Here is a 25,735-nt window from a genome sequence, read left to right on the forward strand (position 1 = left end):
GACGCCTCGCCGATCAGGCCGGCCCGACGACCGCGAGCAGCTCGGGCCGGGAGAAGACCTCGGCCGCGACCTTGGCGCAGTCCTCGAGCGTGACCGCCTGGATGCGGGCCAACACGTCGTCGATGGTGAGCAGCTCGTCGTGGACGAGCTCGGCCCTGCCGAGCCGTGACATCCGTGACGCGGAGTCCTCGAGCCCGAGGACGAGACCGCCGCGCAGCTGGCCCTTGCCGAGCTCGAGCTCCTCGGCGGTGATGCCCTCCGCCGCGACGTTCGCGAGCTCGTCGCGCACCGTGGCGAGGACCTCGTCGAGCTTGGCCGGCAGGCAGCCCACCGAGACGCCCACGAGGCCGGTCTCGGCGTGGCTGCTGGTGAACGAGAAGACCGAGTAGGCCAGCCCCCGACGCTCGCGGACCTCCTGGAAGAGACGGCTCGACGTGCCGCCACCGAGCGCGGCGTTGAGGATGCCGAGCGCGAAGCGGCGGTCGTCGTCACGGCACAGCCCCTCCATCCCGAGGACCACGTTGACCTGCTCGAAGGGTCGCCGGGTCTCGATCGAGCCCGGATGGACCGTGAGCGGGTCGCCACCGCGCGGCGGGACCGGCGTCGCCGTACGCCTCAGGAAGCCGGCCCGCCCGAACGACTCGATCACCTGCGTGACGACCGCCTCGTGGTCGAGGTTGCCGGCGACGGAGACGACGATCCGCTCGGGGACGTAGTGCTCGCGGTAGAACGCCTCGATCCGGTCACGCGTCAGCGCCTCGATCGAGGCCTCGGTCCCGGCGATCCCCCGCCCGAGCGGCGTGTCCTCGCCCCAGGCCTGCGCTGCGAAGAGGTTGTGGACCAGGTCATCGGGGTCGTCGTCATGCATCGCGATCTCGTCGAGGATCACGTCGCGCTCCGCCTCGACGTCCTCAGCGGTGATCAGCGAGGAGGTCACCATGTCGCCGATGACGTCGACCGCGAGTGGCAGGTCGTCGTCGAGCACGCGCGCGTGGAAGCAGGTGTACTCCTTCGCAGTGAAGGCGTTGAACTCCCCGCCCACCCGGTCGAGCGCCACCGAGATGTCGAGCGCGGACCGGGTCGGCGTGCCCTTGAAGAGCAGGTGCTCGAGGAAGTGGGAGGCGCCGTGGAGATCGGCCGACTCGTCCCGGGAGCCGACGCCGACCCACACGCCGATCGCCGCGGAGCGTACGCCGGCCATCTGCTCGGTCACGATGCGCAGCCCGCTGGGATGCACCGTGCGGCGTACGACGGACCCGGCCGTCTCCTCCAGGGTGACGGTGGTGCCGGGCACCTGGGCGGCCCCGGACTGGTGAGAAGCGGGCGACCGGTCGGCAGTTGCCTGCCGACCGGTCGCCCGGGTGTTGCGATCAGCCATGCGGCTGGGTCACTCCTCCGTTGCCGTCTCGGCGGACTCGGAGGCCTCGGCGGCCTCCTCGATCACCGGGGCGAGCGAGAGCTTGCCGCGGTCGTCGATCTCGACGATCTCGACCTGGATCTTCTGACCGACCTCGACGACGTCCTCGACCGACTCGACCCGCTTGCCGTCGTTGAGGGCACGCAGCTTGGTGATGTGGAGCAGGCCGTCCTTGCCGGGCAGCAGGGACACGAACGCACCGAAGTTGGTCGTCTTGACGACGGTGCCGAGGTAGCGCTCGCCGACCTCCGGCATCGTCGGGTTGGCGATCGCGTTGACCGCCGCCCGGGCGGCCTCGGCGGCGGCGCCGTCGGTCGCGCCGATCAGGACCGTGCCGTCGTCCTCGATGGAGATCTGGGCGCCGGTGTCGTCCTGGATCTGGTTGATCACCTTGCCCTTGGGGCCGATGACCTCGCCGATCTTGTCGACGGGGACCTTCACCGAGATGATCCGCGGCGCCGTCGGGGCCATCTCCTCGACGCCACCGATCGCCTCGTGCATCACGTCGAGGATCGTCAGGCGGGCGTCCTTGGCCTGGTTGAGGGCCTGCGCGAGGACCTCGGCCGGGATGCCGTCGAGCTTCGTGTCGAGCTGCAGCGCAGTCACGAAGTCCCGCGTGCCGGCGACCTTGAAGTCCATGTCGCCGTAGGCGTCCTCGGCACCGAGGATGTCGGTCAGTGCGACGTACTGCGTCTGGCCGTCGATCTCACCGGAGATCAGGCCCATCGCGATGCCGGCGACCGGCGCCTTCAGCGGGACGCCCGCCGAGAGGAGCGACATGGTCGAGGCGCAGACCGAGCCCATCGACGTCGAGCCGTTGGAGCCCATCGCCTCGGAGACCTGGCGGATGGCGTAGGGGAACTCCTCGCGCGAGGGCAGCACCGGCACGAGGGCACGGCCGGCGAGCGCACCGTGGCCGATCTCGCGGCGCTTCGGCGAGCCGACGCGGCCGGTCTCACCGGTGGAGTACGGCGGGAAGTTGTAGTTGTGCATGTAGCGCCGGTGCGTCTCCGGCGACAGCGTGTCGAGCTGCTGCTCCATCTTGAGCATGTTGAGCGTCGTGACACCCAGGATCTGCGTCTCGCCGCGCTCGAAGAGCGCCGAGCCGTGGACCCGCGGAATCACGCCGACCTCGGCGTGCAGCGGACGGATGTCGGCGAGGCCACGGCCGTCGATGCGGACCTTGTCGCGCAGGACGCGCTCGCGGACCAGCTTCTTGTTCAGCGCCCGGAAGGCGGCACCGATCTCGCCCTCGCGGCCCTCGAAGTCGGCCGCGACCTTGTCGAGCAGCGACGCCTTGATCTCGTCGAGGCGCTCCTCGCGCTCCTGCTTGCCACCGATCGTGAGCGCCTCGGCGGTCTCGGTGGCGACGGCGGCCTCGACGGCGGCGAACACGTCGTCCTGGTAGTCCAGGAAGATCGGGAACTCCTGCACCGGCTTCGCGGCCTGCTTGGCCAGCTCGACCTGCGCCTCGCAGAGCTGCTTGATGAAGACCTTCGCGGCGTCCATGCCGCCGGCCACGATCTCCTCGGTCGGCGCCTGCTTGCCCTGGCTCGTGACGAGCTCCCAGGTCTGCTCGGTCGACTCGGCCTCGACCATCATGATCGCGACGTCGCCGGTCTCGGTCACGCGACCGGCGATGACCATGTCGAACACGGCCTCCTCGAGCTGGCTGTGGGTCGGGAAGCCGACCCACTGGCCGTCGATGAGGGCGACGCGCACGCCGCCGACCGGGCCGCTGAACGGCAGGCCGGAGAGCTGCGTGGACATCGACGCGGCGTTGATCGCGAGCACGTCGTAGGGCGTGTCGGGGTCGAGCGCGAGGACCGTGATGACGACCTGGACCTCGTTGCGCAGCCCCTTCTTGAAGGTCGGGCGCAGCGGGCGGTCGATGAGGCGGCAGGTGAGGATGGCGTCCTCGGAGGGACGGCCCTCCCGGCGGAAGAACGAGCCGGGGATCCGGCCCGCGGCGTACATCCGCTCCTCGACGTCGATGGTGAGGGGGAAGAAGTCGAAGTGGTCCTTCGGGTTCTTCGAGGCCGTCGTGGCGGAGAGCAGCATGGTGTCGTCGTCGAGGTAGGCGGTCACCGAGCCGGCGGCCTGCCGGGCGAGGAAACCGGTCTCGAACTTGACGGTCCGCTTGCCGTACTTGCCGTTGTCGATGACGGTCTCGACGGCGGAGATGACGGGTTCGGTCAAGGATTCGTTCCTTGTCTTGTCGAGGAGCGACCCCGCCTTCACGTGGGCCGGTCTTCGATCGAGACCCACAGGCACCGGGCTCGTGGTCGAGCTGGACGGGCTCCTGGGGGCCACTACCGAGGACCGAGCCGGACGGGCGGGCCGCTCCTGGTGAGATGTTGTTCAGTGGTACGACGGCCAGCGGCTGCCGCACCGGGGCCAGCCTATCGGGCAGGTACCCCAAAAGCAGAACGAGCGGTCACCCACCTGGGTGACCGCTCGTCCTCGCGGAGCCTTATCGACGAAGACCGAGGCGCTCGATGATGGAGCGGTAGCGCGCGATGTCCTTCTTCTGCAGGTAGTTCAGCAGGCGACGGCGCTGACCGACGAGCAGGAGCAGACCACGACGGCTGTGGTGGTCGTGCTTGTGCTCCTTGAGGTGCTCGGTGAGGTGCGTGATGCGGTGCGAGAGCAGCGCGATCTGAACCTCGGGCGAACCGGTGTCGCCCTCGGTCGTGGCGTACTCGGCCATGATCTTCTTCTTGGTCTCCGCGTCGGTACCGATCGACATGCGGTTCTCCCTTCCGGCTCAGCGAGCCACTCGTTGCGCGGCGCGCCCGGGCACGTTCACCGGGGCACTCTGGATCCGCGGCCGTTCTGACGGCGTGTCACCCCAGCCGGGGCAACCGGACAACTCTATCCCGCGGGCCGGAGCGCGGCCCAATCGCGGGCGGTCACCCGTCACGAGGCCGATGCGCGGTCGCGGAGCGCGAGGTAGACCGCCCGCATGCCGACCGCCCGTTCCAGCTCACGGAGCACGGTCCCGAAGAACTGGGCACGGTAGGTCTCGTCGGTGACGGTCGAGACGGTGACGTAGAGCAGCGAGAACGCCGCCAGGAAGACCGAGACGCGGACCAGCTCGACCGAGACGCTCGGCAGCCAGGACAGGCTGTGGATGCTCGGGAGCTGGGTCCAGCCGAGCTGCACGTCGTTCCCCATCACCAGCGCGCCGAACACGACGAAGAAGACGAACACGGCCAGGGCCAGCAGGAGCACCTGCACCGCCTGGATGACGAGCAGGGCGAGGACGAGGTTCCAGCGCTCGAGCCCTGAGATGGTGGCGTACGACGCCGGGTCGGTCGCGGCCTGGGTGGCGCTCTCGGGCCGGCCGGACCCGGCCTCGGCGACCAGCTCCGCACACGGCCGCTCGAGCGGCGTCCCGGCGCAGGCGCGGATGAGGAAGGCGGCGTCGACGTCGTCGTCGACGCGGTCGACCTCCTCGGGCAGCCGCACGAGCAGGAACGCGATCGCCGAGCAGCCGAAGAGGAGGCCGGTCAGCCAGAGCAGGCCGGTCTCGAGCCGGGCCGCCATCTGCCATACGTCGGCGTTGACGAAGAGGAACGTGGCGAAGACGAGCAGCAGAGGCAGCGCGCGCAGCACCATCGGCAGCAGCCGTGCCATCGACCCGAAGGTGCGGCCCAGCGCCCAGCCGAGGATGGGGCGGAACCGGAGCGCCGTCAGCGCGTACCACGCCACGCCGAGCCCGGCGACCGTCAGCAGCAGGGCCACCCCGGTGCCGGCGTCGCCGGTCGCCCAGCCGAGCAGGGCACCCAGCGCCGCTGCCACCACGAGCCCGAGGAGCAGCGGCAGCGCCGTACGGGACGGGCGGAGCGCGCGGCGGACGGCCGCCCGCTCCTCGGGGACGAAGTAGGTGAGGCCGTGGCGGGCGAACCAGGCGTCGGTGGCCCGCAGGTATTCCGACGCCTCGGCGCCCCTCACCGCAGCCCGAGGACCTCTCGGGTCCGGTCGACGTCGGCGTGCATCTGCTCGACGAGGCTCTCGATCGAGTCGAACGCCTCCATCCCGCGGAGCCGGTCGACGAACGCCACGTCGACCTCGACGCCGTACAGCTCGAGGTCGGTGCGGTCGAGCACGTAGGCCTCCACTCGGCGCACCGTGACCCCGTCGAACGTCGGGTTCGTGCCGACGCTGATGGCGGCCGGGAACGTCTCACCGGTGTCGCGGCGGGTCAGCCAGCCGGCGTACACACCGTCGGGCGGGACCGCCGTGAGACCGCTCGTGGGCACGTTGGCGGTCGGGAAGCCGAGCTCGCGTCCGCGCTGATCGCCCTTCACGACCAGCCCTCGGACGGCGTACGGGCGGCCGAGCGCCTCGGCGGCGCCGGCGACGTCGCCGCCCGCCAGGCAGGTGCGGATGTAGGTCGACGACCACACCTGCGGACCCCCGTCGAGCGGGATGCCCTCCGCGACGAACCCGTGCCCGGCGCCGAAGTCCTGGAGGTCGCTCACGTCCCCTGCCGCCCGGCAGCCGTAGCGGAAGTTGGCGCCGACGACGCAGACCTCGGCGTGCAGTGCGTCGACGAGCACCCGCTGCGCGAAGTCGTCCGGCCCCCAGCCGGCCATGTCCATGTCGAAGGGCAGTGCCAGCACGGCATCCGCGCCGGCGTCCACGAGGAGCTCGGCCCGCGCCTCCAGCGTGGTCAGCGTCGTCGGCGCATGCTCCGGTCGCAGCACCGCCATCGGATGCGGGTCGAACGTCACGGCCACCAGCGTCAGGGCACGCTCGTCGGCCAGGTCCCGCGCCCGGCGCAGCACATGCTGGTGGCCGAGGTGTACGCCGTCGAAGTTGCCGATCACGACCGCCGTCCGGCCGAGCTCGGCCGGCACGTCATCGAGACTTCGCCACAACTGCACGCCGGTCAGACTAGCGGGCACCCGGGCCGCCTCGTGGAGCGGCCTGGAGCAGCCTCCTAGCCGACGAAGACCGCTGCGGCCTTGGCCAGGCCGTCGCCGGCCGGCTCGTAGAGCGCGAGGAACTCGCCGTCCGGCGCGAAGACCGCGGTCAGGCCGGCCAGGTCGCGCCGGAGCCGACGGCCGACGCGCACGTCCTGGGCATGCTGCTCGTCGAGGACGACCGAGGGGAAGGCCGCGCGGGCCGCCTGGGCGATCGGCAGCACGGCGTACGCCTCGGCGAGGTCGTCGAGAGAGTGCGCGACGTCGAGGGTGTACGGGCCGACAGCGGTCCGGCGCAGCGCCGTGAGGTGACCGCCCACGCCCAGCGCGGCGCCGACGTCGCGCGCGATCGCGCGGACGTAGGTGCCGCTCGAGCAGCGGACGGCGATGTCGACGTCGAGGAGGCGGCTCCCGTCCGGCGACGCGACCGGCCGCAGGTCACGGACGGTCAGGTCGTGGACGGTGACCGGCCGGGCCTTGAGCTCCACGACCTCGCCCTCACGGACCCGCTGGTAGGCCCGCTTGCCGTCGACCTTGATCGCCGACACCGCGGTCGGCACCTGCTCGATGTCGCCCACCTGGGTCGCGAACGCCGCGCGCACGGCGACCTCGTCGAGGTCGGCCGCCGAGACGGTGGCCAGCACGTCGCCCTCGGCGTCGTCGGTGGTCGTCGTCTGCCCGAGGCGGACGGTGGCGTCGTACGCCTTCTCGGTGAGCATGAGGTGACCCAGCAGCCTGGTGGCGCGCTCGACACCGAGGACGAGCACGCCGGTCGCCATCGGGTCGAGGGTGCCGGCATGACCGACCTTGCGGGTGCCCGCCAACCGACGGACCCGGCCGACGACGTCGTGGGACGTCATCTGGCCGGGCTTGTCGACGATGACCAACCCGGACTCAGCGGTGCTCACGCGTCCGCGTCGTCCTCGTCGTCCCAGTCCTCGTCGACGCCGGCGAGGTCGTCCTCCTCCTCGTGCGGCTTCTTGTAGGGGTCGGGCTCGCCGGCGTAGGTGTCGCCCCGGTGCGCCGCGACCTCTTCGTCCTGGGCCTTCGCGCGGGCGAGCACCTCCTCGAGGTGGCGCGCGGTCTCCGGCAGCGCGTCGTGGATGAACTCCAGCGACGGCGCGTGGCGCATGCCGAGCTGCTTGGCCACCTCGGAGCGGATGAGCCCCTTGGCCGACTCGAGCGCGGCGGCCGTCCCGGCCAGCTCCGCCTCCGTGTCTGCGCCGAGGACGGTGTAGAAGATCGACGCCTGCTGGGTGTCCCCCGAGACGCGGACGTCGGTGACCGTCACGAAGCCGATGCGCGGATCCTTGATCCGACGCTCGAGCATCTGCGCCACGATCACCTTGATCCGGTCGGCGATACGGCGCACGCGCGGGTTGCTCATGTCTCTCACTCTCTCAAATCGGATCGAGCCGGCGTACACGTACGCCGACTCGATCCCAGGGTCGTGCCGAGTCGGCGTCCATGGACGCCGACTCGGCACCGGACGCGTCAGCTGCGCGGGATCTCTCGCATCTCGAAGGCCTCGACGATGTCGCCCTCCTTGATGTCCTGGAAGTTGCGCAGGACCAGACCGCACTCGAAGCCCTCGCGGACCTCCGAGACGTCGTCCTTCTCGCGGCGCAGCGAGGCCAGGTCGAGGTTGTCCGCCACCACGGCGCCGTCGCGGATGACCCGCACCTTGGCGTTGCGGCGGATGACGCCGTCGATGACCATGCAGCCCGCGATGTTGCCGATCTTGGAGCTGCGGAACATCGCCCGGATCTCGGCACGACCGAGGGTGTGCTCTTCGTACTCCGGCTTGAGCATGCCCTTGAGCGCGGCCTCGATCTCCTCGATGGCCTGGTAGATCACCGTGTAGTAGCGGATCTCCACGCCCTCGCGCTCGGCCATCTCGGTCGCCTTGCCCTGCGGGCGGACGTTGAAGCCGATGATGATCGCGTCGGAGGCGGCGGCCAGGTCGACGTTGGTCTCGGTGATCGCACCGACGCCGCGGTCGATGACGCGGATCGTGACCTCGTCGCTGCCCACGTCGATCTTGGCCAGCGCGTCCTCGAGGGCCTCGACCGAACCGGACACGTCGCCCTTGAGGATGAGGTTGAGCTCCTGGCTCTCGCCCTTCTCCATGGAGGCCATGAAGTCCTCGAGAGTGCGACGCACGCGGCGCTTCGCCTGCATGGCGGCACGCTCACGCGACTCACGCTTCTCGGCGATCTGGCGAGCCATCCGGTCGTCCTCGACCACGATGAAGTTCTGGCCGGCGCCGGGGACGGCGGACAGACCGAGCACCATCGCCGGACGCGACGGCGTCGCCTCGTCGAGCTCGTTGCCGTACTCGTCCAGCATCGCCCGGACGCGGCCGTAGGCCGGACCCGCGACGATCGAGTCGCCGACCCGCAGGGTGCCGCGCTGGACCAGGATCGTGGCGACGGGGCCACGACCGCGGTCGAGGTGGGCCTCGATGACGAGACCCTGGGCGTCCTGGTTGGGGTTGGCGCGCAGGTCGAGCGAGGCGTCCGCCGTGAGGACGATCGCCTCGAGCAGGCCCTCGAGGTTGAGACCGGACTTCGCCGAGACGTCGACGAACATCGTGTCGCCGCCGTACTCCTCGGGCACCAGGCCGTACTCGGTCAGCTGACCGCGGACCTTCGTCGGGTCGGCCTCCGGCTTGTCGATCTTGTTGACCGCGACCACGATCGGCACACCCGCCGCCTTGGCGTGGTTGAGCGCCTCGACAGTCTGCGGCATCACACCGTCGTCGGCCGCGACCACGAGGACCGCGATGTCGGACGACTGCGACCCGCGGGCACGCATGGCGGTGAACGCCTCGTGACCCGGGGTGTCGATGAAGGTGATCTTGCGCTCGGAGCCGTCGACCTCGGTCGCGACCTGGTAGGCGCCGATGTGCTGGGTGATGCCACCGGCCTCGCCGGCCACGACGTTGGCGTTGCGGAGGGCGTCGAGCAGCTTGGTCTTGCCGTGGTCGACGTGACCCATGACGGTCACGACCGGCGGACGGACCTGCCACTCGGACTCGTCGCCCTCGTCCTCACCGAACTCGATGTCGAAGGACTCGAGGAGCTCGCGGTCCTCGTCCTCCGGCGACACGACCTGGACGACGTAGTTGAGCTCCTCACCGAGCAGCTCAAGCGTCGCGTCGTTGACCGACTCGGTCGCCGTCACCATCTCGCCGAGGCTGAAGAGCATCTGGACGAGCTGAGCGGCGTCGACGTTGATCTTCTCCGCGAAGTCGGTCAGCGAGGCGCCACGAGCCAGACGCACGGTCTCGCCGTTGCCCTTGCGGACACGCACGCCGCCGATCGTCGGGGCCTCCATGGCCTCGAACTCCTGCCGACGCGCCCGCTTCGACTTGCGACCACGACGCGAGGGACCACCGGGACGACCGAACGCGCCCTGGGTGGAGCCACGCTGCCCGGGACGGCCACCGCCGCCTCCGGGCCGACCGCCACCGAAGCCGCCGCGGCCCGGAGCGCCCGTGCCCGTACCGGCACCCGCACCACGGCCACCGGGGCCGGGGCGACCGCCCTGGCCGGGACGACCCGGCGCACCCGGGCGACCCGGACCACCGGGACGAGCCCCGAACGCAGCCGGGGACTTCGGCATCATGGCCGGGTTGGGACGCGGCATACCGGGACGACCGCCCGCCGGAGCGCCGCCCTCACGGGAGGCCGGCGGGCGCGGTGGGCGCTGCTGGTCGCCGCCACCGGCGGCACCACCGTCGCGGGGGCCGGGCGCGGGCCGGCGGCCCATGCCCTGGCTCGAGGCGAACGGGTTGTTGCCCGGACGCGGCGCACCGGGCTTGCCGACCGGACGCGGCGACGGGGCCTTCGACGACGGCGCGTTGCCGCCGCGGGCGGCAGGGGCCTGCGGCTTCGGGGCCGCCGGGCGCGGAGCCTTCGGGCCGGGCTTCGGAGCGGCCGGTCGCGGAGCCGAGGGAGCGGCCTGGGCCGCGGGCGCCTCAGCAGCAGGCGTCTCCGCCGCGGGAGCGGCCGGGGCGGCGGGAGCGGCCGGCTTCGGGGCGGCCGGCTTGGGCGCCGCGGGCTTCTTCTCCGCCGGCTTCGGGGCGGACGGCTTCGGCGCGGCCGCCTTCTCGGGCGCCGCAGGCTTCGCGGCCTGGTCGCCACCCTGCCCGCCCTTCAGGGTCGGGCCGATCTCCTTGCGGAAACGCATCTCCGCAGGCAGCTCGATGGTCGAGCTCGCCGACTTGACGAACTCACCCATCTCCTTGAACTTCTCGAGAACGAACTTGCTCTCGACTCCGAACTCCTTGGCGAGTTCGTGGACTCGGGTCTTAGCCACGCTTCTCCTTCTGGCCACAGACCCGACTCCCGGGGAAAACCTGTGACCACTAGTGCTTGGTGAACACGCTCATCGCGAAGTACTCATCGAGTGCTCATGAGCTGTTGCTCCCATTCCTGGTCAGTCGGCCGCAGGGAGCGGCCGGTGTTCGTCGGTGCGCTGGTCGAGGTAGTCACCCACCGGTGCACTGGAGGACCCACCCGCGAGACGTAGTGCTCGGGTGAAGGCCTTCCGGCGTACCGCGAGCTCGTAACACTCCTTGGTGGGATGCAGGTGCGCCCCACGGCCGGGTGCGGTGGCTGACGGATCGGGCACCACGACGGTCTGGCCGTCGGGGCCCGAGCCGGCGGTCACCCGCAGCAACTCGCGCTTGGCGGCCCGCTTCCGGCAGCCCACGCAGGTACGGACAGGTCCGTCCTGGGAGGAGAAGTCTTGGCGTGCCACCAAGTGACCACACTACCGCCTCAGGCCAAGACTTTCCGAACCGGGGCGTACGCCGCCGGCACGGCGCTCAGGCGCCGGAGTCGGCGCCCTCCTCGTCGGAGCGGATGTCGATGCGCCAGCCGGTCAGCCGGGCCGCCAGACGGGCGTTCTGGCCCTCCTTGCCGATGGCGAGCGAGAGCTGATAGTCGGGCACGACCACCCGCGCGGACCGGGCGGCCGCGTCCAGGATCTCGACCGAGTTGACCCGGGCCGGCGACAGCGCCGAGGCGACGAGCGTGGCGGGGTCCTCCGACCAGTCGACGATGTCGATCTTCTCGCCCTGAAGCTCGGACATCACCTGCCGCACGCGCTGCCCCATCGGACCGATGCAGGCACCCTTCGCGTTGACGCCCGGGACGTTCGAGCGCACGGCGATCTTGGTGCGATGGCCGGCCTCACGGGCGATGGCGGCGATCTCCACGGTGCCGTCGGCGATCTCGGGGACCTCGAAGGCGAAGAGCTTCTTGACCAGGTTGGGGTGGGAGCGCGACAGCGTGATCTGCGGGCCGCGCATGCCCTTGCGGACGCTCATGACCAGTGCCTTGATGCGGGTGCCGTGGGTGTAGTCCTCCCCCGGCACGCGCTCGCCGACGGGCAGCGTCGCCTCGATCTTGCCGAGGTCGACGAGCACGTCGTCGGGGTTGCGTCCCTGCTGGATGACGCCCGAGATGATGTCGCCCTCCTTGCCGGAGAACTCGCCGAACTTCACCTCGTCCTCGGCGTCGCGCAGCCGCTGGAGCACGATCTGCTTCGCCGTCGTGGCGGCGATGCGGCCGAAGCCCTCCGGGGTGTCGTCGTACTCGCCGACGACGTTGCCCTCGTCGTCCAGCTCGGCGGCGAGGACGCTCACGTGCCCGGTCTTGCGGTCGAGCTCCACGCGGGCGTGCTGCTGAGCGCCCGCTGTCTTGTGGTAGGCGGTCAGCAGACCGGTCTCGATCGCCTCGACGAGGACGTCGAACGAGATCTCGCGCTCGCGCTCCAGCATCCGAAGGATGCTCAGGTCGATGTCCATCAGGCTCTCCTACTCGTCCTCATGCTTGTTGAACTCGATCTGCACCAGCGCCTTGGCGACCTCGGCGTAGGGCAGGACGCGGGCCGTCCCCGCCACGTCCACGGTGGCGCCCTCCTCGTCGCAGGAGGTGATCCGGCCGGTCACCGACGAGCCGTCGGCGAGGGTGGCCTTGACCAGGCGACCGGTGTTGCGGCGCCAGTGGCGCGGCAGGGTGAGCGGGCGGTCGACACCGCGGGAGGTCACCTCGAGCGTGTAGGGCTGCTCCCCCATCACGTCGGAGGCGTCCAGGACGCGGTTGATCTCGCGCGTCGCGTCGGCGACGTCGTCGAGCGTCACGCCGCCGTCCTTGTCGACGGCGATCCGCAGGATGCGGCGCTTGCCGGCGGGGGTGATCTCCACCGCCTCGATGTCGAGCTCGAGGGCACGGAGTGGTGACGCGAGCTCACTCTCGATGCTGCTCGCGATGGCGTCCTGACGGGCCTGGCTCACGCCTGCGCGACCTCCGTGTCCTGTTGTGGGTGCGTGTTGTGGGTGGTGCGTCCGCCCGGCACGAAGGCCGGTTCCGGTGAACGCACACCTTACCGGCTCCGGCGCCGATCGGAGCACCCGCGACGGCCGCTAGGGTCTCCTCCGTGCACGAGCCGCGACGTACCTCCTACACCCGCCGTACGACGCTGGGCCTGCTCGGTGTCGCACTCGCCGGTACGGCGGGTTGCTCGGTGGACTCCACCGTCGACTCGCTGCGGCCGTCCCCGCTGCCGACTCCGCAGGCGCCCACGAACCCCGACCTCGCGCTGGTGTCCGAGGTGCGCGCGGCCATCGCGACTGCCGACCGTCAGGCGCCGGCCGACTTCACCAGGAGGCACGACGCCCAGCTGGCGTCGTTCCCGCCGTCTCGGCACGCCGCCCACCGCGCCGGCTCGGGGAGCTGGCAGTCGCGTCAGCAGGACCTCGTCGCCACGCTGACCGATGCTGCGGTCAGGGCCGAGGACCCCGATCTCGTCCGCGCCCTGGCGTCGATGGCCGCCGCCCAGCGCCAGCTCCTCGCTTCCCGGGGGCTCGCATGAGCACGGTTCACATGAGCACGGCGCGCGTCGCCGCGCTCCAGACCGCGCTCGCCGCGGAGCACGCCGCGATCTACGTGTACGGCGTCCTCGGCGGCCGCACCTCGGCATCGCAGGACCCCACGCTCGCCGACTCCCTCCGCACGGCGTACGACGACCACGTGACCGCCCGCGACGCGCTGATCGACCGCGTGGTGGCGGCCGGGTCCGACCCGGTCGGGTCGTCGGCGGCGTACGCGCGCCCTGGCGGGATCGACTCGCCGAGCGGCGTACGCAGGGCGGCGCTCCAGGTGGAGCGACGCTGCGCCGCCGCCTACCTCGCCGGCATGGCCGCGGTGACCGGCACCGACCGACGGCTGCTCGTCGGCGCACTGGGTGACACCGCGGTGCGCGAGCTCGCGTTCGGCGGCGCACCGGAGACGTTCCCCGGCACACGCTGAGGGGGCGTTCTCGCGGGGCAGTCCTCGGCTGATGCCTCGACGCTGACGCCTTGACAAAGAAGAAGGCCCGCGGTCGTCTGGTGCGGGGAACTCCCGAGATGTTCCCCGAAACCGGACGACCGCGGGCCAGGAAGGCCTGGACACGAGGCCGCTTCGAGAGCTCCGCCTCGAAAGTGGGGACCGACGGGTTTCGCTCTCATGCACAAGTTTGCAGTGAGCCCTCGATCAGGGGCCAGAGGGCGGCTGGGTCATGCTTGTGCATTGCATAAACCTGCAGACCATCCCTGTCTCTTGGCCCTATCGCCACGCGCACCCAACGCCAGCGCCGAGCGCCCGGGTATCACCCGCAAACGCCACTCACATGCGCCCGGTCTCGAGGAGGCTGCGGTGCCAGCCGAGCGCCTCGTCGAGCAGGTGCGGGGTGTGGAGGGCGTGCGGATGAGCCTTCTGGGCGCGCTCGAAGTAGTCCTCGAGCCGGTCCCGGAAGTCGGGGTGGGCGCACCGGTCGATGATCCGGCGGGCCCGGGCCCGGGGCGAGAGCCCACGCAGGTCGGCCAGGCCCTGCTCGGTGACGAGCACCTGGACGTCGTGCTCGGTGTGGTCGATGTGGCTGGCGAACGGCACGATGGCCGAGATCGCGCCGTCCTTCGCCGTCGACGGCGAGACGAAGAAGTTGAGATAGGCGTTGCGCGCGAAGTCGCCGCTGCCGCCGATGCCGTTCATGATCGCGCTGCCGGCCACGTGGGTGGAGTTGACGTTGCCGTAGATGTCGGCCTCGATCATGCCGTTGATGGCGATCAGCCCGAGCCGGCGGACGACCTCAGGATGGTTCGAGATCTCCTGGCTGCGCAGCAGGATCCGACCCTTGTAGTCGTTGACGCTTGCGTTGAAGCGGCGTACGCCGTCAGGCGAGAGCCCGAAGGAGGTGGCTGAGACTCCGGTGAGCTTGCCGGCGTCCAACAGGTCGAGGAGGCCGTCCTGGATGGTCTCGGTGTAGGACGTCAGCCCCTCGAACTCGCTCTCGAGCAGCCCCGCCATCACCGCGTTGGCGACGTTGCCGACGCCCGACTGCAGCGGCAGCAGGCTCGCCGGCATCCGGTCGTGGCGGACCTCGTGGCGCAGGAAGTCGACGAGCAGGTCGGCCATCGCGCGGCTGTGGTCGTCGAGCGGCGCGAGCGGGCTGTTGCGGTCCGGCGCGTTGGTCTCGACGACCGCGACCACTCGGTCGGGGTCGACCCGGAGGTAGGGGTCTCCGATGCGCTGCATCGGCGAGGTGAGCTGGATCGGCGCGCGATGGGGAGGGAGCCGGGTGCCGTAGTAGACGTCGTGGAAGCCTTCGAACTCGCGCGGCTGCCAACTGTTGACCTCGAGGACCACCCGGTCGGCGTGCTCGAGCCAGGTCTTGTTGTTGCCGACCGAACTGCTCGGCACCAGCAGGCCGTGCGGCAGGATCGCTGCCACCTCGATGACGGCGGCGTCGAGCGGACCGTAGAAGCCGAACCAGCTGTGCTGCGCCGTATGGCTCAGGTGAGCGTCGACGTACTCGACCTCACCGTCGTTGATCTGGCGACGCAGGACCGGGTCGGACTGATAGGGGATGCGCTTGCTCAGCCCGTGGGCAGCCGCGAGGACGCCGTCGAGGTCGGGCGCGGTCGACGCGCCCGACCACGCCTGGATCCGGAAATCCTCGCCACGGTCGTGGGCCGCCGTCATCCGCTCCGCCAGCGCGCCCGGCACCGCCTTGGGATAGCCGGCGCCGGTGAACCCGCTGAAGCCCACCGTGTCGCCCGGGCGGATCTGGGCGGCCGCGTCGGCGGCTGTCATCACCCGCCCGGCCAGGGCTCGGTCGAGGATCCGGTCGGCCCCGCCGCCCGGGCTCATGCCCGGACGAGCCGGGCCAGGTGGGCGGCCGCCTCGGCGACCGGGACGTCGCTCCGCTCCCCCGAGCGCCGGTCCTTGACCTCGACGAGACCGTCGACGAGGCCGCGCCCGACGGTGACGATCGTCGGCACGCCGATCAACTCGGCGTCCTTGAACTTCACCCCGGGGCTGACCTTCTCGCGGTCGTCGTAGAGCACGTCGATCCCCGCCGCCTCGAGCTCGGCGGCCAGGCGCGCGGCGGCCTCGAAGACCGCCTTGTCCTTGCCCGTGGCGACCAGGTGGACGTCGTACGGCGCGACGTTGCGCGGCCAGCAGAGGCCGATGTCGTCGAGGGTGCCCTCGGCGATCGCCGCCACGGCCCGGGTGACGCCGATGCCGTAGGAGCCCATCGTGACGGTGACGAGCTTGCCGAACTCGTCGAGGACCTGGAGGCCGAGGGCGTCGGCGTACTTGCGGCCGAGCTGGAAGACGTGGCCCATCTCGATGCCCCGGGCCGACTCCAGGACGCCGTCCTCGCAGTTGGGGCAGGCGTCGCCGTCCCAGACCTCGGCGGCCTCGATGGTGCCGTCAGGGGTGAAGTCACGGCCGGCGACCAGGTCGAGGACGTGCTGACCGTCGACGTCCGCACCGGTGACCCAGCGGGTGCCCTCGACGACGCGCGGGTCGACGAGGTACCTGATGCCGGACGCGTTGTCCTCCCCCAGCACGCCGGGGCCGATGTAGCCCTTCACGAGCGCCGGGTGCTTCTTCAGCTCGGCCTCGTCCATGGGCACGACCTCGATCGGCTCGAGCTGGCCCTCGAGCCGCTTCTGGTCGACCTCGCGGTCACCGGGCAGCCCGATCGCCAGCGGCTCGGTGGTGCCGTCGGGGTGCTTGAGCAGCACCAGGACGTTCTTGAGCGTGTCCGCCGCCGTCCACGGGCGGTCCTCGCGCGAGAAGGCGGTGTTGAGGTGGTCGACGAGCGACTCGATCGTGGGCGTGCCGGGGGTGTCCTCGGCGTGGGCGGCCGGCGCGTCGTCGTACGGCACAGGCGCGGGCGGCCGGACCTGGACGGCCTCGACGTTGGCGGCGTAGTCGCACTTCGTGCAGCGCACGTAGGTGTCCTCGCCGACCGCGGCCTTGGCGAGGAACTCCTCCGACGCGGAGCCGCCCATGGCGCCGGACGTCGCCTTGACGATGACGTACTCGAACCCGAGCCTGTCGAAGATCTTGACGTAGGCGTCACGGTGGCGCTGGTAGCTCGCCTCCAGTCCCGCGTCGTCGACGTCGAAGGAGTAGGAGTCCTTCATGATGAACTCGCGCCCGCGCAGCAGGCCGGCGCGCGGACGCGCCTCGTCGCGGTACTTGTTCTGGATCTGGTAGAGCGAGAGCGGCAGGTCCTTGTAGGAGCCGTAGAGGTCCTTCACCAGGAGGGTGAACATCTCCTCGTGGGTCGGCCCGAGGAGATAGTCGGCGTCCTTGCGGTCCTTGAGGCGGAAGATGCCGTCGCCGTACTCCGTCCACCGGCCGGTGGCCTCGTAGGGCTCACGCGGCAGCAGCGCCGGGAAGGTCACCTCCTGGGCGCCGATCGCCGACATCTCGTCGCGGATGATGCCCTCGACCTTGCGCAGCACGCGCAGCCCGAGCGGCAGCCAGGTGTAGATCCCCGGGGCGGCGCGGCGGATGTAGCCCGCGCGGACGAGCAGCTTGTGGCTCGCGACCTCGGCGTCCGCCGGATCCTCACGCAGGGTCCGCAGGAACAAGGTCGACATCCTGGCGATCATGACGAGAAGGGTACGGCGCCGGCTCGGTGGGCGGCGAACCAGATCCCCCGCTCAGAACATGACCGTCGAGAACCGATCCGTCTCGACGAAGCCGGCCCGCTCATAGGCCGTGCGTGCCGGTGCGTTCCACTCGTTGACGTAGAGCGAGACCGCCGGAGCGATCTCCCGCTTCACGATCTCGGCGACCGCGGCCATGCCGCGGGTGGCGAGGCCCTCGCCACGGCGCTCGGGCGGGACGTAGACGCCCTGGATCTGGGCAGCGTACGGCGTCGCGCAGGCGACCTCCGCCTTGAAGACGAGCCGCCCCTCGTCGAACCGCGCGAACGACCAACCTCGAGAGATGAGCTGCATGACCCGGGCGCGGTAGAGGTCGCTGCCGCCGCCCCACTCCGGGGAGACACCGACCTCCTCGGTGTACATCGCCACGCAGGCCGGGTAGAGCACGGCGAGGTCGCCGCGCGTCGTACGCCGCACGTGTTCGTCGGGCTCGACCCGGCTCGGCAGCCGCTGCTCCAGATGGGGCTGCTCCCACCGCGTCTCACGCGGCCGTCCCCAGGAGGGCCCGACCATCGACCAGAACGCCCGCACCGGCAGCTGCGGGCCCACGATCGTCGACACGGTGCGCCCACGGCCGAGGGCGCGCTCGCCGAAGGCGAGCGCGTCGTCCTCGGAGGCCTCGATCGGGACGAGGTTGGCGCCGACGTGACAGGCTGCGACGAGGTCGCCACCGGACCACCGGCCCCACATCTCGCCGCCGAGCCAGCGGGGCTCGAGACTGGTCGTGCGGGCGCGGTACTCCGCGAAGACGTTGACCACCGGATCGCGGCCGGTCAGCTCCAGGAACGCCGGCAGGTCACCGGCGTTCAGCGGCCGGATCCCCTGGCGCGTCGTGAGCATGGGACGAGCCTACGGTGTCGGAGGCCGGACATCGGTGCATGCTCGTCAAGCTGAACAGCCGGCCCGGCCGAGCGCCTCAGGAGACGCTGACCTCGGCGCCGGCGCCCTCGACGGGCTCCATGCCCTCGGCGATCTTCATCGCCTCCTCGATGAGCGTCTCGACGATCGCCGCCTCGGGGACGGTCTTGATGACCTCGCCCTTGACGAAGATCTGGCCCTTGCCGTTGCCGGAGGCGACCCCGAGATCGGCCTCGCGGGCCTCACCGGGGCCGTTGACGACGCAGCCCATGACCGCGACGCGGAGCGGCACCTCGAGGCCGTCGAGACCAGCGGTCACCTCGTTGGCGAGCTTGTAGACATCGACCTGGGCCCGGCCGCAGGACGGACAGGAGACGATCTCGAGCCGACGCGGGCGGAGGTTGAGCGACTCCAGGATCTGGAGGCCCACCTTGACCTCCTCGACCGGCGGCGCGGAGAGGGAGACGCGGATGGTGTCACCGATGCCCTTGCTGAGCAGCGCGCCGAAGGCGGTGGCGGACTTGATCGTGCCCTGGAACGCCGGGCCCGCCTCGGTCACGCCGAGGTGGAGCGGCCAGTCGCCGCGCTCGGCGAGGAGCTCGTAGGCGCGGACCATGACGACCGGATCGTTGTGCTTGACCGAGATCTTGAAGTCGTGGAAGTCGTGCTCCTCGAAGAGGCTCGCCTCCCACACCGCCGACTCGACGAGCGCCTCGGGCGTGGCCTTGCCGTACTTCTCCAGCAGACGCTTGTCGAGCGACCCGGCGTTGACGCCGATCCGGATCGAGACCCCGGCGTCCTTGGCCGCCTTGGCGATCTGCTTGACCTGGTCGTCGAACTTCTTGATGTTGCCGGGATTGACCCGCACGCCGGCGCAGCCGGCGTCGATGGCCGCGAAGACGTACTTCGGCTGGAAGTGGATGTCGGCGATGACCGGGATCTGCGACTTGTGCGCGATCGCCGGCAGCGCCTCCGCGTCGTCCTGGCTCGGGCACGCGACGCGCACGATGTCGCAGCCCGCGGCGGTGAGCTCGGCGATCTGCTGGAGGGTGCTGTTGACATCGGCGGTGAGCGTCGTCGTCATCGACTGCACCGAGATCGGGTGGTCGCTGCCGACACCGACCGAGCCGACCTTGATCTGGCGGGTCTGACGACGAGGAGCGAGGACCGGCGGCGGAGCGGCAGGCATACCCAAGGAGATCGCGGTCATGCTGGTCAGGTTAGTCCTCTCAGTTGGACGGGAGATGAATGGGGACGACGACGTCGGCATAGATGAGGATGACGCTCACCACGAGGATCACCGCGGCCATCGCATAGGTCAGCGGCAACAGCTTCGCGGCGTCGATCCCGCCCGGGTCCGGTCGTCCCCGGACCCGGGCGATGCCGCGGCGTACGGCCTCGACCACGGTGGTGGCGATCTGGCCGCCGTCGAACGGCGGCAGCGGCACCAGGTTGAGGAGCCCGAGGAAGAGGTTGAGGGAGGCGAGGATCAGCAGGATCGAGGTCAGTCGCTCCATCGCGCTCACCCCGTCGTGCGAGGCGATCTCCCCGGCGACCCGGCCGGCGCCCACGACACTCTGCGGGCCGTTGGGGTCGCGCTTCTCCAGCCCGACGGCCGCGCGCGCCACGTGGTAGACCTTCGGCGGCAGCGAGCCGATCGCCTTGAGCGTCTCCCAGGTGCCGCTCGCCATCGTGTCGACGGTGTAGCCGAGGCCCTGCCGCTCGCGGACCTGCGCCGGGGTGATGCCCAGGAAGCCGGCCTTGACCGACGCGTCGGCGTCCTCCAGCGACGGCAGGTCCGTGACCGTGGTGCTGGTGTGGAGCGTGAGCGTCTTGCCGTCGCGCTCGACGACCAGCGTCGCGGCGCCGGCGTCGTTGCCCCGGATGAGCGTCTGGAGCTCGTCGTAGTCGCTGATCCGGGTGCCGTTGAATGCCACGATCCGGTCGCCCGGGAGCAGCCCGGCCTTCTTCGCCGGCGACTCGGGGTCCTTGGCCGTGCAGTCGCCCGGGTCCGTCCCGGTCTCGACCACCTTCACGCAGGCCGACACCTGCGACACGGTCTGCGTGGGGGTGTCGACGCCGTACCCCATGAAGACGACCGCGAAGAGGAGGAAGGCGATGACCAGGTTGGTCGCCACGCCCGACCCCATCACGACGATCTTCTTCCACCACGGCAGCTTGTAGAAGAGCCGGTGGTGGTCGTGGGGGCCGACGTGCTCGTACTCCGCGCTCCGGGCGTCGGCGACGAGTTGCGCGAACATGCCGGTGTTGCGGCTCCGGACGCGGGTCTCGTCCTCGCCCTCACCGGGCTCGATCATCCCCACGAGCTTGACGTAGCCACCGAGCGGGATCGCCTTGACGCCGTACTCCGTCTCGCCCTTGCGCCGGGACCAGATCGTGCGGCCGAAGCCGACGAAGTATTGCGTCACCTTGACGTTGTAGAGCTTGCCGGGGATGAGGTGGCCGAGCTCGTGGAGGCCCACGGACGCCGCCAGCCCGACCACGAAGATCAGGACGCCGACGAGGTAGAGCAGGGCGGTCATGCGGTCTCCAGCAGTCGAGCGGTCTCCTCGCGCGCCCAGGCGTCGGCGGCGAGCACGTCCTCCACCGTGAGCGCGGGGAGGGAGTCGTGCGCGCCCGAGCCTACGGGGGCGATCCCAACAACGCCCGATCCGTGACGCTCGACCACCTCGGCGACCGTGTCGACGATGCCGGTGAAGGGCAGTCGGCCCTCGTGGAAGGCGTCGACGCAGACCTCGTTGGCGGCGTTGTAGACCGCAGGGTAGGTCGCCCCGAGCTGCCCCACGTGACGCGCGAGCCTCACCGCGGGGAAGGCGTCGTCGTCGAGCGGCTCGAAGCGCCAGTCGGACGCCTTCGTCCAGTCGATCGGGGTCTCCGCGTCGGCGATGCGGTCGGGCCAGGCCATGCCCATCGCGATGGGCACCATCATGGTCGGCAGCCCGAGCTGGGCGACGACCGCGCCGTCGGTGAACTCCACCATCGAGTGGATGTACTGCTGCGGGTGGACGACGACCTCGATCCGGTCGAAGGGGACGTCGAAGAGCAGATGGGCCTCGATCACCTCGAGCCCCTTGTTGACCAGGGTCGCGGAGTTGGTGGTGATGACCCGGCCCATCGCGAAGTTGGGGTGCTTGAGCGCCTCGGCAGGCGTGACGTCGGCGAGCTCCGCGCGGCTCCGTCCCCGGAAGGGGCCGCCGCTGGCGGTGACGACCAGGCGGCGCACCTCGTCGGGGCTGCCCGCCCGCAGGCTCTGCGCGATCGCGCTGTGCTCGGAGTCGACCGGCACGATCTGGCCCGGTTCCGCGACCCTCTTCACCAGCGGGCCGCCGATGATGAGCGACTCCTTGTTGGCCAGCGCCAGGGTGTTGCCCGCCTCGAGCGCGGCGAGGGTCGGACGCAGTCCCACGGCCCCGGTGATGCCGTTGAGGACGACGTCGGCCGCACGCGCCGCCGCCTCGACGCTCGCGCCCTCCCCCAGCCCGTGGAACGCCGGCGCGAACTCGGCGACCTGCCGCTCGAACAGCGCGGTGCTCGCCGGGCTGGACCCGCCGGCCGTCAGCGCGACGACCCGGAAGCGGTCGGGGTTGCGGCGTACGAGCTCGAGGGCCTGGGTCCCGATCGACCCCGTCGAACCGAGGATCACGACATCTCTCACCCGGCCATCCTCCCAGTCCGGTCCCGAGGTGATGCCCAGGGTGCGCCATGGCGCACCCTGGGCATCACCTCGCGGTTAGGTTGTGCCCGTGAAGCACCATCGCGGCCGCCTCGTCAACGTCGAGACCCTCGCGGAGCTCGACCATCGTCTCGCGGCCGGAGCCACGTCGCTGCGGGGCTGGCGCCTGCGCGGGCTCGACCTGACCGACCGGTCGGCGGCGCTGCACCGGCTCGAGCTGACCGGGGCGACGTTCCTCGGCTGCCGGTTCGCGCCGGGCGACGCGGAGCTCGCCGAGGCGCAGGGCGCGCTGCTGCTGCCGACGATCCCCGAGGTCCCGGTCGACGTCTACCGCTCCACGCTCTACGCCCCCGATGAGCTGTACGACGCGCCCGACTACCGTCGTACGCTCGACGCTCGGGCCTATGCTTGGTCCCAGCAGCACGGCGGTCCGGACGACACGCTCGCCCGGGCGCTCCACGACCACGCGATCGACCAGGCGCTGGAGTCCTGGATCACGGGGCGCCACCTCGTCGGCGTGATGGGCGGTCACGCGGTGGAGCGTGGGTCGTCGGCGTACGCCGACGCGGCCCGCCTCGGGCGGCTGCTCGGCCGCGCCCACACCGTCGCCACCGGCGGCGGTCCGGGCGCGATGGAGGCCGCCAACCTCGGCGCCTGGCTCGCCGACCGGCCCGAGGAGGACCTCACTGCGGCGCTGGACACGTTGGCGAGGGTGCCGGGCTTCCGGCCCTCGATCCAGGGCTGGGTCGAGGTGGCCCTCGACGTGCGGGAGCGGGTGGGGGGCGAGCCCGGGCGCTCGCTCGGGATCCCGACCTGGCACTACGGCCACGAGCCGCCGAACGTGTTCGCCGGCGTGGTCGCGAAGTACTTCCGCAACGCGACCCGCGAGGCGATCCTGCTCGAGGTCTGCGACGCGGGCATCGTCTTCCTCCCCGGGCTGGGCGGGACGGTCCAGGAGGTCTTCCAGGACGCCTGCGAGAACTACTACGCCGACACCTCCGCGGTCGCGCCGATGGTGCTCGTCGGCGTGGACTACTGGACGCGCGACCTGCCGGCCTGGCCGCTGCTCCAGTCGCTCGCCCGCGGGCGCGCGATGGAGGGCCACGTGCACCTCGTCGACACCCTCGACGAGGCCGCGGGCGTGCTCAACGGGCACTCACGCTGAGAGCTGCCGCGGCATGGCGCGCTCCGCGATGACGTCGCGATAGTGGCCGACGAGCGCCTCGTTGACCGTGCGCCACGACTTGTGGGCGACGCTCACCCGTCCGTTGCGTCCCATCCGACGCCGCTGCTGCGCGTCGCGGCGGAGCAGGTCGACATAGCCGGCCAGCGCCGCGGCGTCGCCCGGCTCGTAGAGGAACCCCGTCACCTGGTCCGAGACGATGTCCACCGGCCCGCCGGAGCGCGGGGCGACCACTGGTACGCCGGACGCCAGCGCCTCCTGCGCGGACTGGCAGAACGTCTCATGGCGGCCGGTGTGGACGAAGACGTCGAGCGAGGCGTACGCCGCCCCGAGCTCCTCGCCGTGGAGCACCCCGAGGAAACGCGCGTGCGGCAGCAGGGCGCGCAGGCGGTGCTCCTCGGGGCCTCCGCCGACGAGCACGACGGCGAGCCGAGGGTCCGCGGTGAGCGCGCCAAGGAGCTCCAGCTCCTTCTCGGCGGCCAGCCGGCCGACGTACCCGACGATCATCTGGCCCTCGGGGGCGAGTCGCGCCCGCAGGTCGTGGTCGAGCCGCGAGGGGTGGAAGGCCTCGACGTCGACACCCCGAGGCCACAGCTCCGTGCGCAAGATCCCGAGTCGGTCGAGCTGGGTCAGGCTGGAGGTGCTCGGCGCCAGGGTCCGGTCGACACCGGCGTGGATCTTGCGGGTGAGGGCCGCCATCGCCTTCGAGGCGCCGGCGACGCCGTACCTCTCGGCGAAACCGACCAGGTCGGTCTGGTAGATCGCGACGGTCGGGACGCCGAGCTCGTTCGCCACCCGGACCGCCTGGTAGCCGAGTGTGGCCGGTGACGCGACGTGGACGACGTCGGGGCGGAAGCGCAGCATGACGTGACGCAGCCGGCGGCGCGTCTCGAGGCCGATGCGGAAGTCGCGGTAGAACCATAGGTTCGCGCCGCGGGCGCGCGTGACCGGGAAGCCGGCGTACGACGCCGGGCCGGTCGGCGCGACCAGCTCGGCCGCGTGCCCCTCGGCGGCGAGGTGCTCCAGGACGCGGCGGACCGAGTTGGTGACGCCGTTGACCTGCGGCAGGAAGGACTCGGAGACGACCAGCACCCGCAGCGGGTCGCGCCTGCGGGCGGGCATCGCGGTGACCTCGAGCTGAGTGGCCATAGCTCGATGGTCAGCGGCGAGACACAACGGCACGCCAGGGTCAGTTGACGTGTCGGTGAATGAGCTGTGGCTAGTTCTGTGACAGGAGAGGCAGGCGGTAGGACCGCTCCTGGCCGAAGGCCTCGAAGCCGGCGCGCCGCAGGATCGGCCCGCTCGTCTCCACCCTGCCCTTCACCAGCGCCATCGTCGCGCCGTGGTCCGCGGCGTACGCCAGCCGGGCGGCCAGCACCGCGCGGTAGGCGCCGTGACCACGGAGGTCGGGGTGCGTCGCTCCGCCCCAGAGCCGCGCCACGCCGTCGGCGAGGGTCAGCCCGCCCGTGCCGGCCGGCCGTCCGTCGACGTACACCACGACGGAACCGCCCCGGCCGACGGCGTGGTCGGCGGCGTATTCGGCCGCCCACTTCCGGGCCCGCTCATCGTCGGGGACGGTGCCCTCGCCGAACGCTGCGACCGAGACGACGGCGCCGTCGCGGATCGTCTCCGGGTCGTTGCGCCAGCGCACCTCGATGCCGGCCGGCACGTGCAGATCGCGTACGCCGGCCAGCGACTGCGCGAAGACGTCGACCGTCTCCTCGGGCCTGCCGCCCCGCGCGCGCAGCAGGTCCTCGAGGCCCGCCGGGCAGTCGAGCCTGACCCAGGCGACCAGCTCCCGATCACCCCAGGCACGCACCTGCGCGACAACCTCGCCGAAGGCCTCCTCCAGGTCACCGGCCGGCGCGAAACGGTTCAGGGTCGGAGGGAGCCCGACGTGGTCGGGCCAGCGGACGAGCAGACGGTCGTCGGTGTCGACCACCGTCGCGTCGTCGGGATACCACACCCAGGCATTGCTCGCCGCCACCACGGCGGACGAGTCGAGCGCGCTCACGTGCCGGACGCTAGCACCCCGGAACTGCGGCCATGCGCCTCCGTCGATCAGTCCCGCTCGGCCGACACCGCCGAGATCCACCGGCGGATCTCGGCGGGAGACCGCAGCACGACGATGGGGAGGTCGGGGCGGGTGGCGGCCAGGTGCTCGACGCGGCCCGGCCCGAGGCCATGCGTCCGCCACGCCCAGCGGATGATGTGGTCACGGTCGCGCAGGATCGTCCGCAACCGGGGCTCGACGTTGCCGTTCCAGAGGACCTCACGGCGCAGCGACCGGCGCACGGTCCGTGCGACCACCCGGCTCATGACCAGGTGCCGATCGAGCAGCAGGTAGACGACGAGGTCGCAGTGCGCCAGGAGGATCGGACGCGCTGCGTCGTACTGGTACTCGGTGATCCACGACTCCCGACCGGCGAGCGCCTCGACGTCCGCGATGAACTCCGCACGAGGCGTCCAGTCCTCACCGTGGAACAGCGCGTCGATCTCGGTGTAGGGCACGCCGAGCAGATGCGACAGCCGCTTGGCGAGCGTCGACTTCCCGGAGCCGGAGGTCCCGCCGACCAGGATGCGGCGCGGACGGTAGGGCAACGCGTCGTCGGGTCCGAGGACCGACACG

Annotated in this window: 23 protein-coding genes; 3 read left to right on the forward strand and 20 right to left on the reverse strand. The window is 71.2% G+C overall.

Going from position 1 to position 25,735, the window contains the following annotated elements; genetic code table 11:
- Window positions 1–13: 13 nt before the first annotated feature.
- From AB3X52_RS02120 to rimP, 11 genes are all read right to left on the reverse strand, one after another.
- Window positions 14–1,378 carry a M16 family metallopeptidase gene (locus tag AB3X52_RS02120; protein WP_367991069.1) on the reverse strand — a complete coding sequence of 455 codons (1,365 nt, stop codon included), beginning with the start codon at window positions 1,376–1,378 and terminating at the stop codon, window positions 14–16.
- 9 nt (window positions 1,379–1,387) lie between these two features.
- Window positions 1,388–3,616 (reverse strand): polyribonucleotide nucleotidyltransferase, encoded by a 2,229-nt coding sequence (locus AB3X52_RS02125; protein WP_367991070.1) that lies wholly within the window; start codon window positions 3,614–3,616, stop codon window positions 1,388–1,390.
- A 274-nt stretch (window positions 3,617–3,890) separates the two neighbouring features.
- Entirely contained in the window at window positions 3,891–4,166 is a 276-nt protein-coding gene (rpsO, locus tag AB3X52_RS02130; RefSeq protein ID WP_367991071.1) for a 30S ribosomal protein S15, read from the reverse strand.
- A gap of 170 nt (window positions 4,167–4,336) precedes the next feature.
- Window positions 4,337–5,374: a hypothetical protein gene (locus AB3X52_RS02135; RefSeq protein WP_367991073.1), complete on the reverse strand. Its 1,038-nt coding sequence runs from the start codon at window positions 5,372–5,374 to the stop codon at window positions 4,337–4,339.
- Window positions 5,371–6,309: a bifunctional riboflavin kinase/FAD synthetase gene (locus AB3X52_RS02140; protein WP_367991075.1), complete on the reverse strand. Its 939-nt coding sequence runs from the start codon at window positions 6,307–6,309 to the stop codon at window positions 5,371–5,373. Before AB3X52_RS02140 ends, AB3X52_RS02135 begins: the two co-directional genes overlap by 4 nt.
- Before the next feature lie 56 nt (window positions 6,310–6,365).
- Entirely contained in the window at window positions 6,366–7,256 is an 891-nt protein-coding gene (gene truB / locus AB3X52_RS02145; RefSeq protein WP_367991076.1) for a tRNA pseudouridine(55) synthase TruB, read from the reverse strand.
- Window positions 7,253–7,735 carry a 30S ribosome-binding factor RbfA gene (gene rbfA, locus AB3X52_RS02150; protein ID WP_367991077.1) on the reverse strand — a complete coding sequence of 161 codons (483 nt, stop codon included), beginning with the start codon at window positions 7,733–7,735 and terminating at the stop codon, window positions 7,253–7,255. The genes truB and rbfA overlap by 4 nt, the downstream gene beginning before the upstream one ends.
- Before the next feature lie 107 nt (window positions 7,736–7,842).
- Complete coding sequence (infB, locus tag AB3X52_RS02155) at window positions 7,843–10,671, reverse strand: translation initiation factor IF-2 (RefSeq protein ID WP_367991078.1); 2,829 nt, start codon at window positions 10,669–10,671, stop codon at window positions 7,843–7,845.
- A gap of 120 nt (window positions 10,672–10,791) precedes the next feature.
- Entirely contained in the window at window positions 10,792–11,115 is a 324-nt protein-coding gene (locus AB3X52_RS02160; RefSeq protein ID WP_367991276.1) for a YlxR family protein, read from the reverse strand.
- Window positions 11,116–11,182: 67 nt separating this feature from the next.
- Complete coding sequence (gene nusA / locus AB3X52_RS02165) at window positions 11,183–12,166, reverse strand: transcription termination factor NusA (protein WP_367991079.1); 984 nt, start codon at window positions 12,164–12,166, stop codon at window positions 11,183–11,185.
- Between the two features lie 9 nt (window positions 12,167–12,175).
- Window positions 12,176–12,655, reverse strand: coding sequence for a ribosome maturation factor RimP (gene rimP, locus AB3X52_RS02170; RefSeq protein WP_367991080.1), 480 nt, complete (start codon window positions 12,653–12,655; stop codon window positions 12,176–12,178).
- Between the two features lie 143 nt (window positions 12,656–12,798).
- Between rimP and AB3X52_RS02175 the strand changes: the two genes are divergently transcribed.
- Window positions 12,799–13,233: a hypothetical protein gene (locus tag AB3X52_RS02175; RefSeq protein WP_367991082.1), complete on the forward strand. Its 435-nt coding sequence runs from the start codon at window positions 12,799–12,801 to the stop codon at window positions 13,231–13,233.
- Window positions 13,230–13,670, forward strand: a complete 441-nt coding sequence (locus AB3X52_RS02180) for a DUF4439 domain-containing protein (protein WP_367991084.1) — start codon at window positions 13,230–13,232, stop codon at window positions 13,668–13,670. Before AB3X52_RS02175 ends, AB3X52_RS02180 begins: the two co-directional genes overlap by 4 nt.
- A gap of 357 nt (window positions 13,671–14,027) precedes the next feature.
- Here AB3X52_RS02180 and scpC read toward each other — a convergent pair whose 3' ends face one another.
- The 6 genes from scpC to AB3X52_RS02210 form a co-directional block, all read right to left on the reverse strand.
- Window positions 14,028–15,551 (reverse strand): succinyl-CoA:acetate CoA-transferase ScpC, encoded by a 1,524-nt coding sequence (scpC, locus tag AB3X52_RS02185; protein WP_367991086.1) that lies wholly within the window; start codon window positions 15,549–15,551, stop codon window positions 14,028–14,030.
- On the reverse strand, window positions 15,548–17,314 hold the full coding sequence (locus tag AB3X52_RS02190; protein WP_367991088.1) for a proline--tRNA ligase: 1,767 nt from the start codon (window positions 17,312–17,314) through the stop codon (window positions 15,548–15,550). The genes scpC and AB3X52_RS02190 overlap by 4 nt, the downstream gene beginning before the upstream one ends.
- Window positions 17,315–17,365: 51 nt before the next feature.
- Complete coding sequence (locus AB3X52_RS02195; protein WP_367991089.1) at window positions 17,366–18,211, reverse strand: GNAT family N-acetyltransferase; 846 nt, start codon at window positions 18,209–18,211, stop codon at window positions 17,366–17,368.
- A gap of 76 nt (window positions 18,212–18,287) precedes the next feature.
- Entirely contained in the window at window positions 18,288–19,439 is a 1,152-nt protein-coding gene (gene ispG / locus AB3X52_RS02200) for a flavodoxin-dependent (E)-4-hydroxy-3-methylbut-2-enyl-diphosphate synthase (protein ID WP_367991091.1), read from the reverse strand.
- Between the two features lie 19 nt (window positions 19,440–19,458).
- Complete coding sequence (locus AB3X52_RS02205; RefSeq protein WP_367991093.1) at window positions 19,459–20,772, reverse strand: M50 family metallopeptidase; 1,314 nt, start codon at window positions 20,770–20,772, stop codon at window positions 19,459–19,461.
- Window positions 20,769–21,905 carry a 1-deoxy-D-xylulose-5-phosphate reductoisomerase gene (locus tag AB3X52_RS02210; RefSeq protein WP_367991094.1) on the reverse strand — a complete coding sequence of 379 codons (1,137 nt, stop codon included), beginning with the start codon at window positions 21,903–21,905 and terminating at the stop codon, window positions 20,769–20,771. The genes AB3X52_RS02205 and AB3X52_RS02210 overlap by 4 nt, the downstream gene beginning before the upstream one ends.
- An 88-nt stretch (window positions 21,906–21,993) precedes the next feature.
- Between AB3X52_RS02210 and AB3X52_RS02215 the strand changes: the two genes are divergently transcribed.
- Entirely contained in the window at window positions 21,994–23,088 is a 1,095-nt protein-coding gene (locus tag AB3X52_RS02215) for an LOG family protein (protein WP_367991095.1), read from the forward strand.
- Here the strand turns inward: AB3X52_RS02215 and AB3X52_RS02220 are convergent.
- From AB3X52_RS02220 to AB3X52_RS02230, 3 genes are all read right to left on the reverse strand, one after another.
- Window positions 23,080–24,255 (reverse strand): glycosyltransferase family 4 protein, encoded by a 1,176-nt coding sequence (locus AB3X52_RS02220; protein ID WP_367991096.1) that lies wholly within the window; start codon window positions 24,253–24,255, stop codon window positions 23,080–23,082. The two genes, AB3X52_RS02215 and AB3X52_RS02220, sit on opposite strands and share 9 nt — an antisense overlap.
- 70 nt (window positions 24,256–24,325) lie before the next feature.
- Window positions 24,326–25,120 carry a GNAT family N-acetyltransferase gene (locus AB3X52_RS02225; RefSeq protein ID WP_367991098.1) on the reverse strand — a complete coding sequence of 265 codons (795 nt, stop codon included), beginning with the start codon at window positions 25,118–25,120 and terminating at the stop codon, window positions 24,326–24,328.
- A 47-nt stretch (window positions 25,121–25,167) separates the two neighbouring features.
- The gene (locus AB3X52_RS02230) at window positions 25,168–25,734 is read right to left on the reverse strand and encodes a P-loop NTPase family protein (RefSeq protein ID WP_367991099.1); all 567 of its coding nucleotides are present in this window, start codon (window positions 25,732–25,734) and stop codon (window positions 25,168–25,170) included.
- Window position 25,735 lies beyond the last annotated feature (1 nt).

This window comes from Nocardioides eburneus, from assembly GCF_040838215.1.
Lineage (GTDB): Bacteria > Actinomycetota > Actinomycetes > Propionibacteriales > Nocardioidaceae > Nocardioides > Nocardioides eburneus.

Bases quoted from the DNA above. Each gene is read 5' to 3' on its own strand.
- AB3X52_RS02120 (WP_367991069.1), bottom strand. From the start codon at position 1,378: ATGGCTGATCGCAACACCCGGGCGACCGGTCGGCAGGCAACTGCCGAC.
- rpsO (WP_367991071.1), bottom strand. From the start codon at position 4,166: ATGTCGATCGGTACCGACGCGGAGACCAAGAAGAAGATCATGGCCGAG.
- rbfA (WP_367991077.1), bottom strand. From the start codon at position 7,735: ATGAGCAACCCGCGCGTGCGCCGTATCGCCGACCGGATCAAGGTGATC.
- nusA (WP_367991079.1), bottom strand. From the start codon at position 12,166: ATGGACATCGACCTGAGCATCCTTCGGATGCTGGAGCGCGAGCGCGAG.
- AB3X52_RS02180 (WP_367991084.1), top strand. From the start codon at position 13,230: ATGAGCACGGTTCACATGAGCACGGCGCGCGTCGCCGCGCTCCAGACC.
- scpC (WP_367991086.1), bottom strand. From the start codon at position 15,551: ATGAGCCCGGGCGGCGGGGCCGACCGGATCCTCGACCGAGCCCTGGCC.
- AB3X52_RS02190 (WP_367991088.1), bottom strand. From the start codon at position 17,314: ATGATCGCCAGGATGTCGACCTTGTTCCTGCGGACCCTGCGTGAGGAT.
- AB3X52_RS02195 (WP_367991089.1), bottom strand. From the start codon at position 18,211: ATGCTCACGACGCGCCAGGGGATCCGGCCGCTGAACGCCGGTGACCTG.
- ispG (WP_367991091.1), bottom strand. From the start codon at position 19,439: ATGACCGCGATCTCCTTGGGTATGCCTGCCGCTCCGCCGCCGGTCCTC.
- AB3X52_RS02205 (WP_367991093.1), bottom strand. From the start codon at position 20,772: ATGACCGCCCTGCTCTACCTCGTCGGCGTCCTGATCTTCGTGGTCGGG.
- AB3X52_RS02220 (WP_367991096.1), bottom strand. From the start codon at position 24,255: ATGGCCACTCAGCTCGAGGTCACCGCGATGCCCGCCCGCAGGCGCGAC.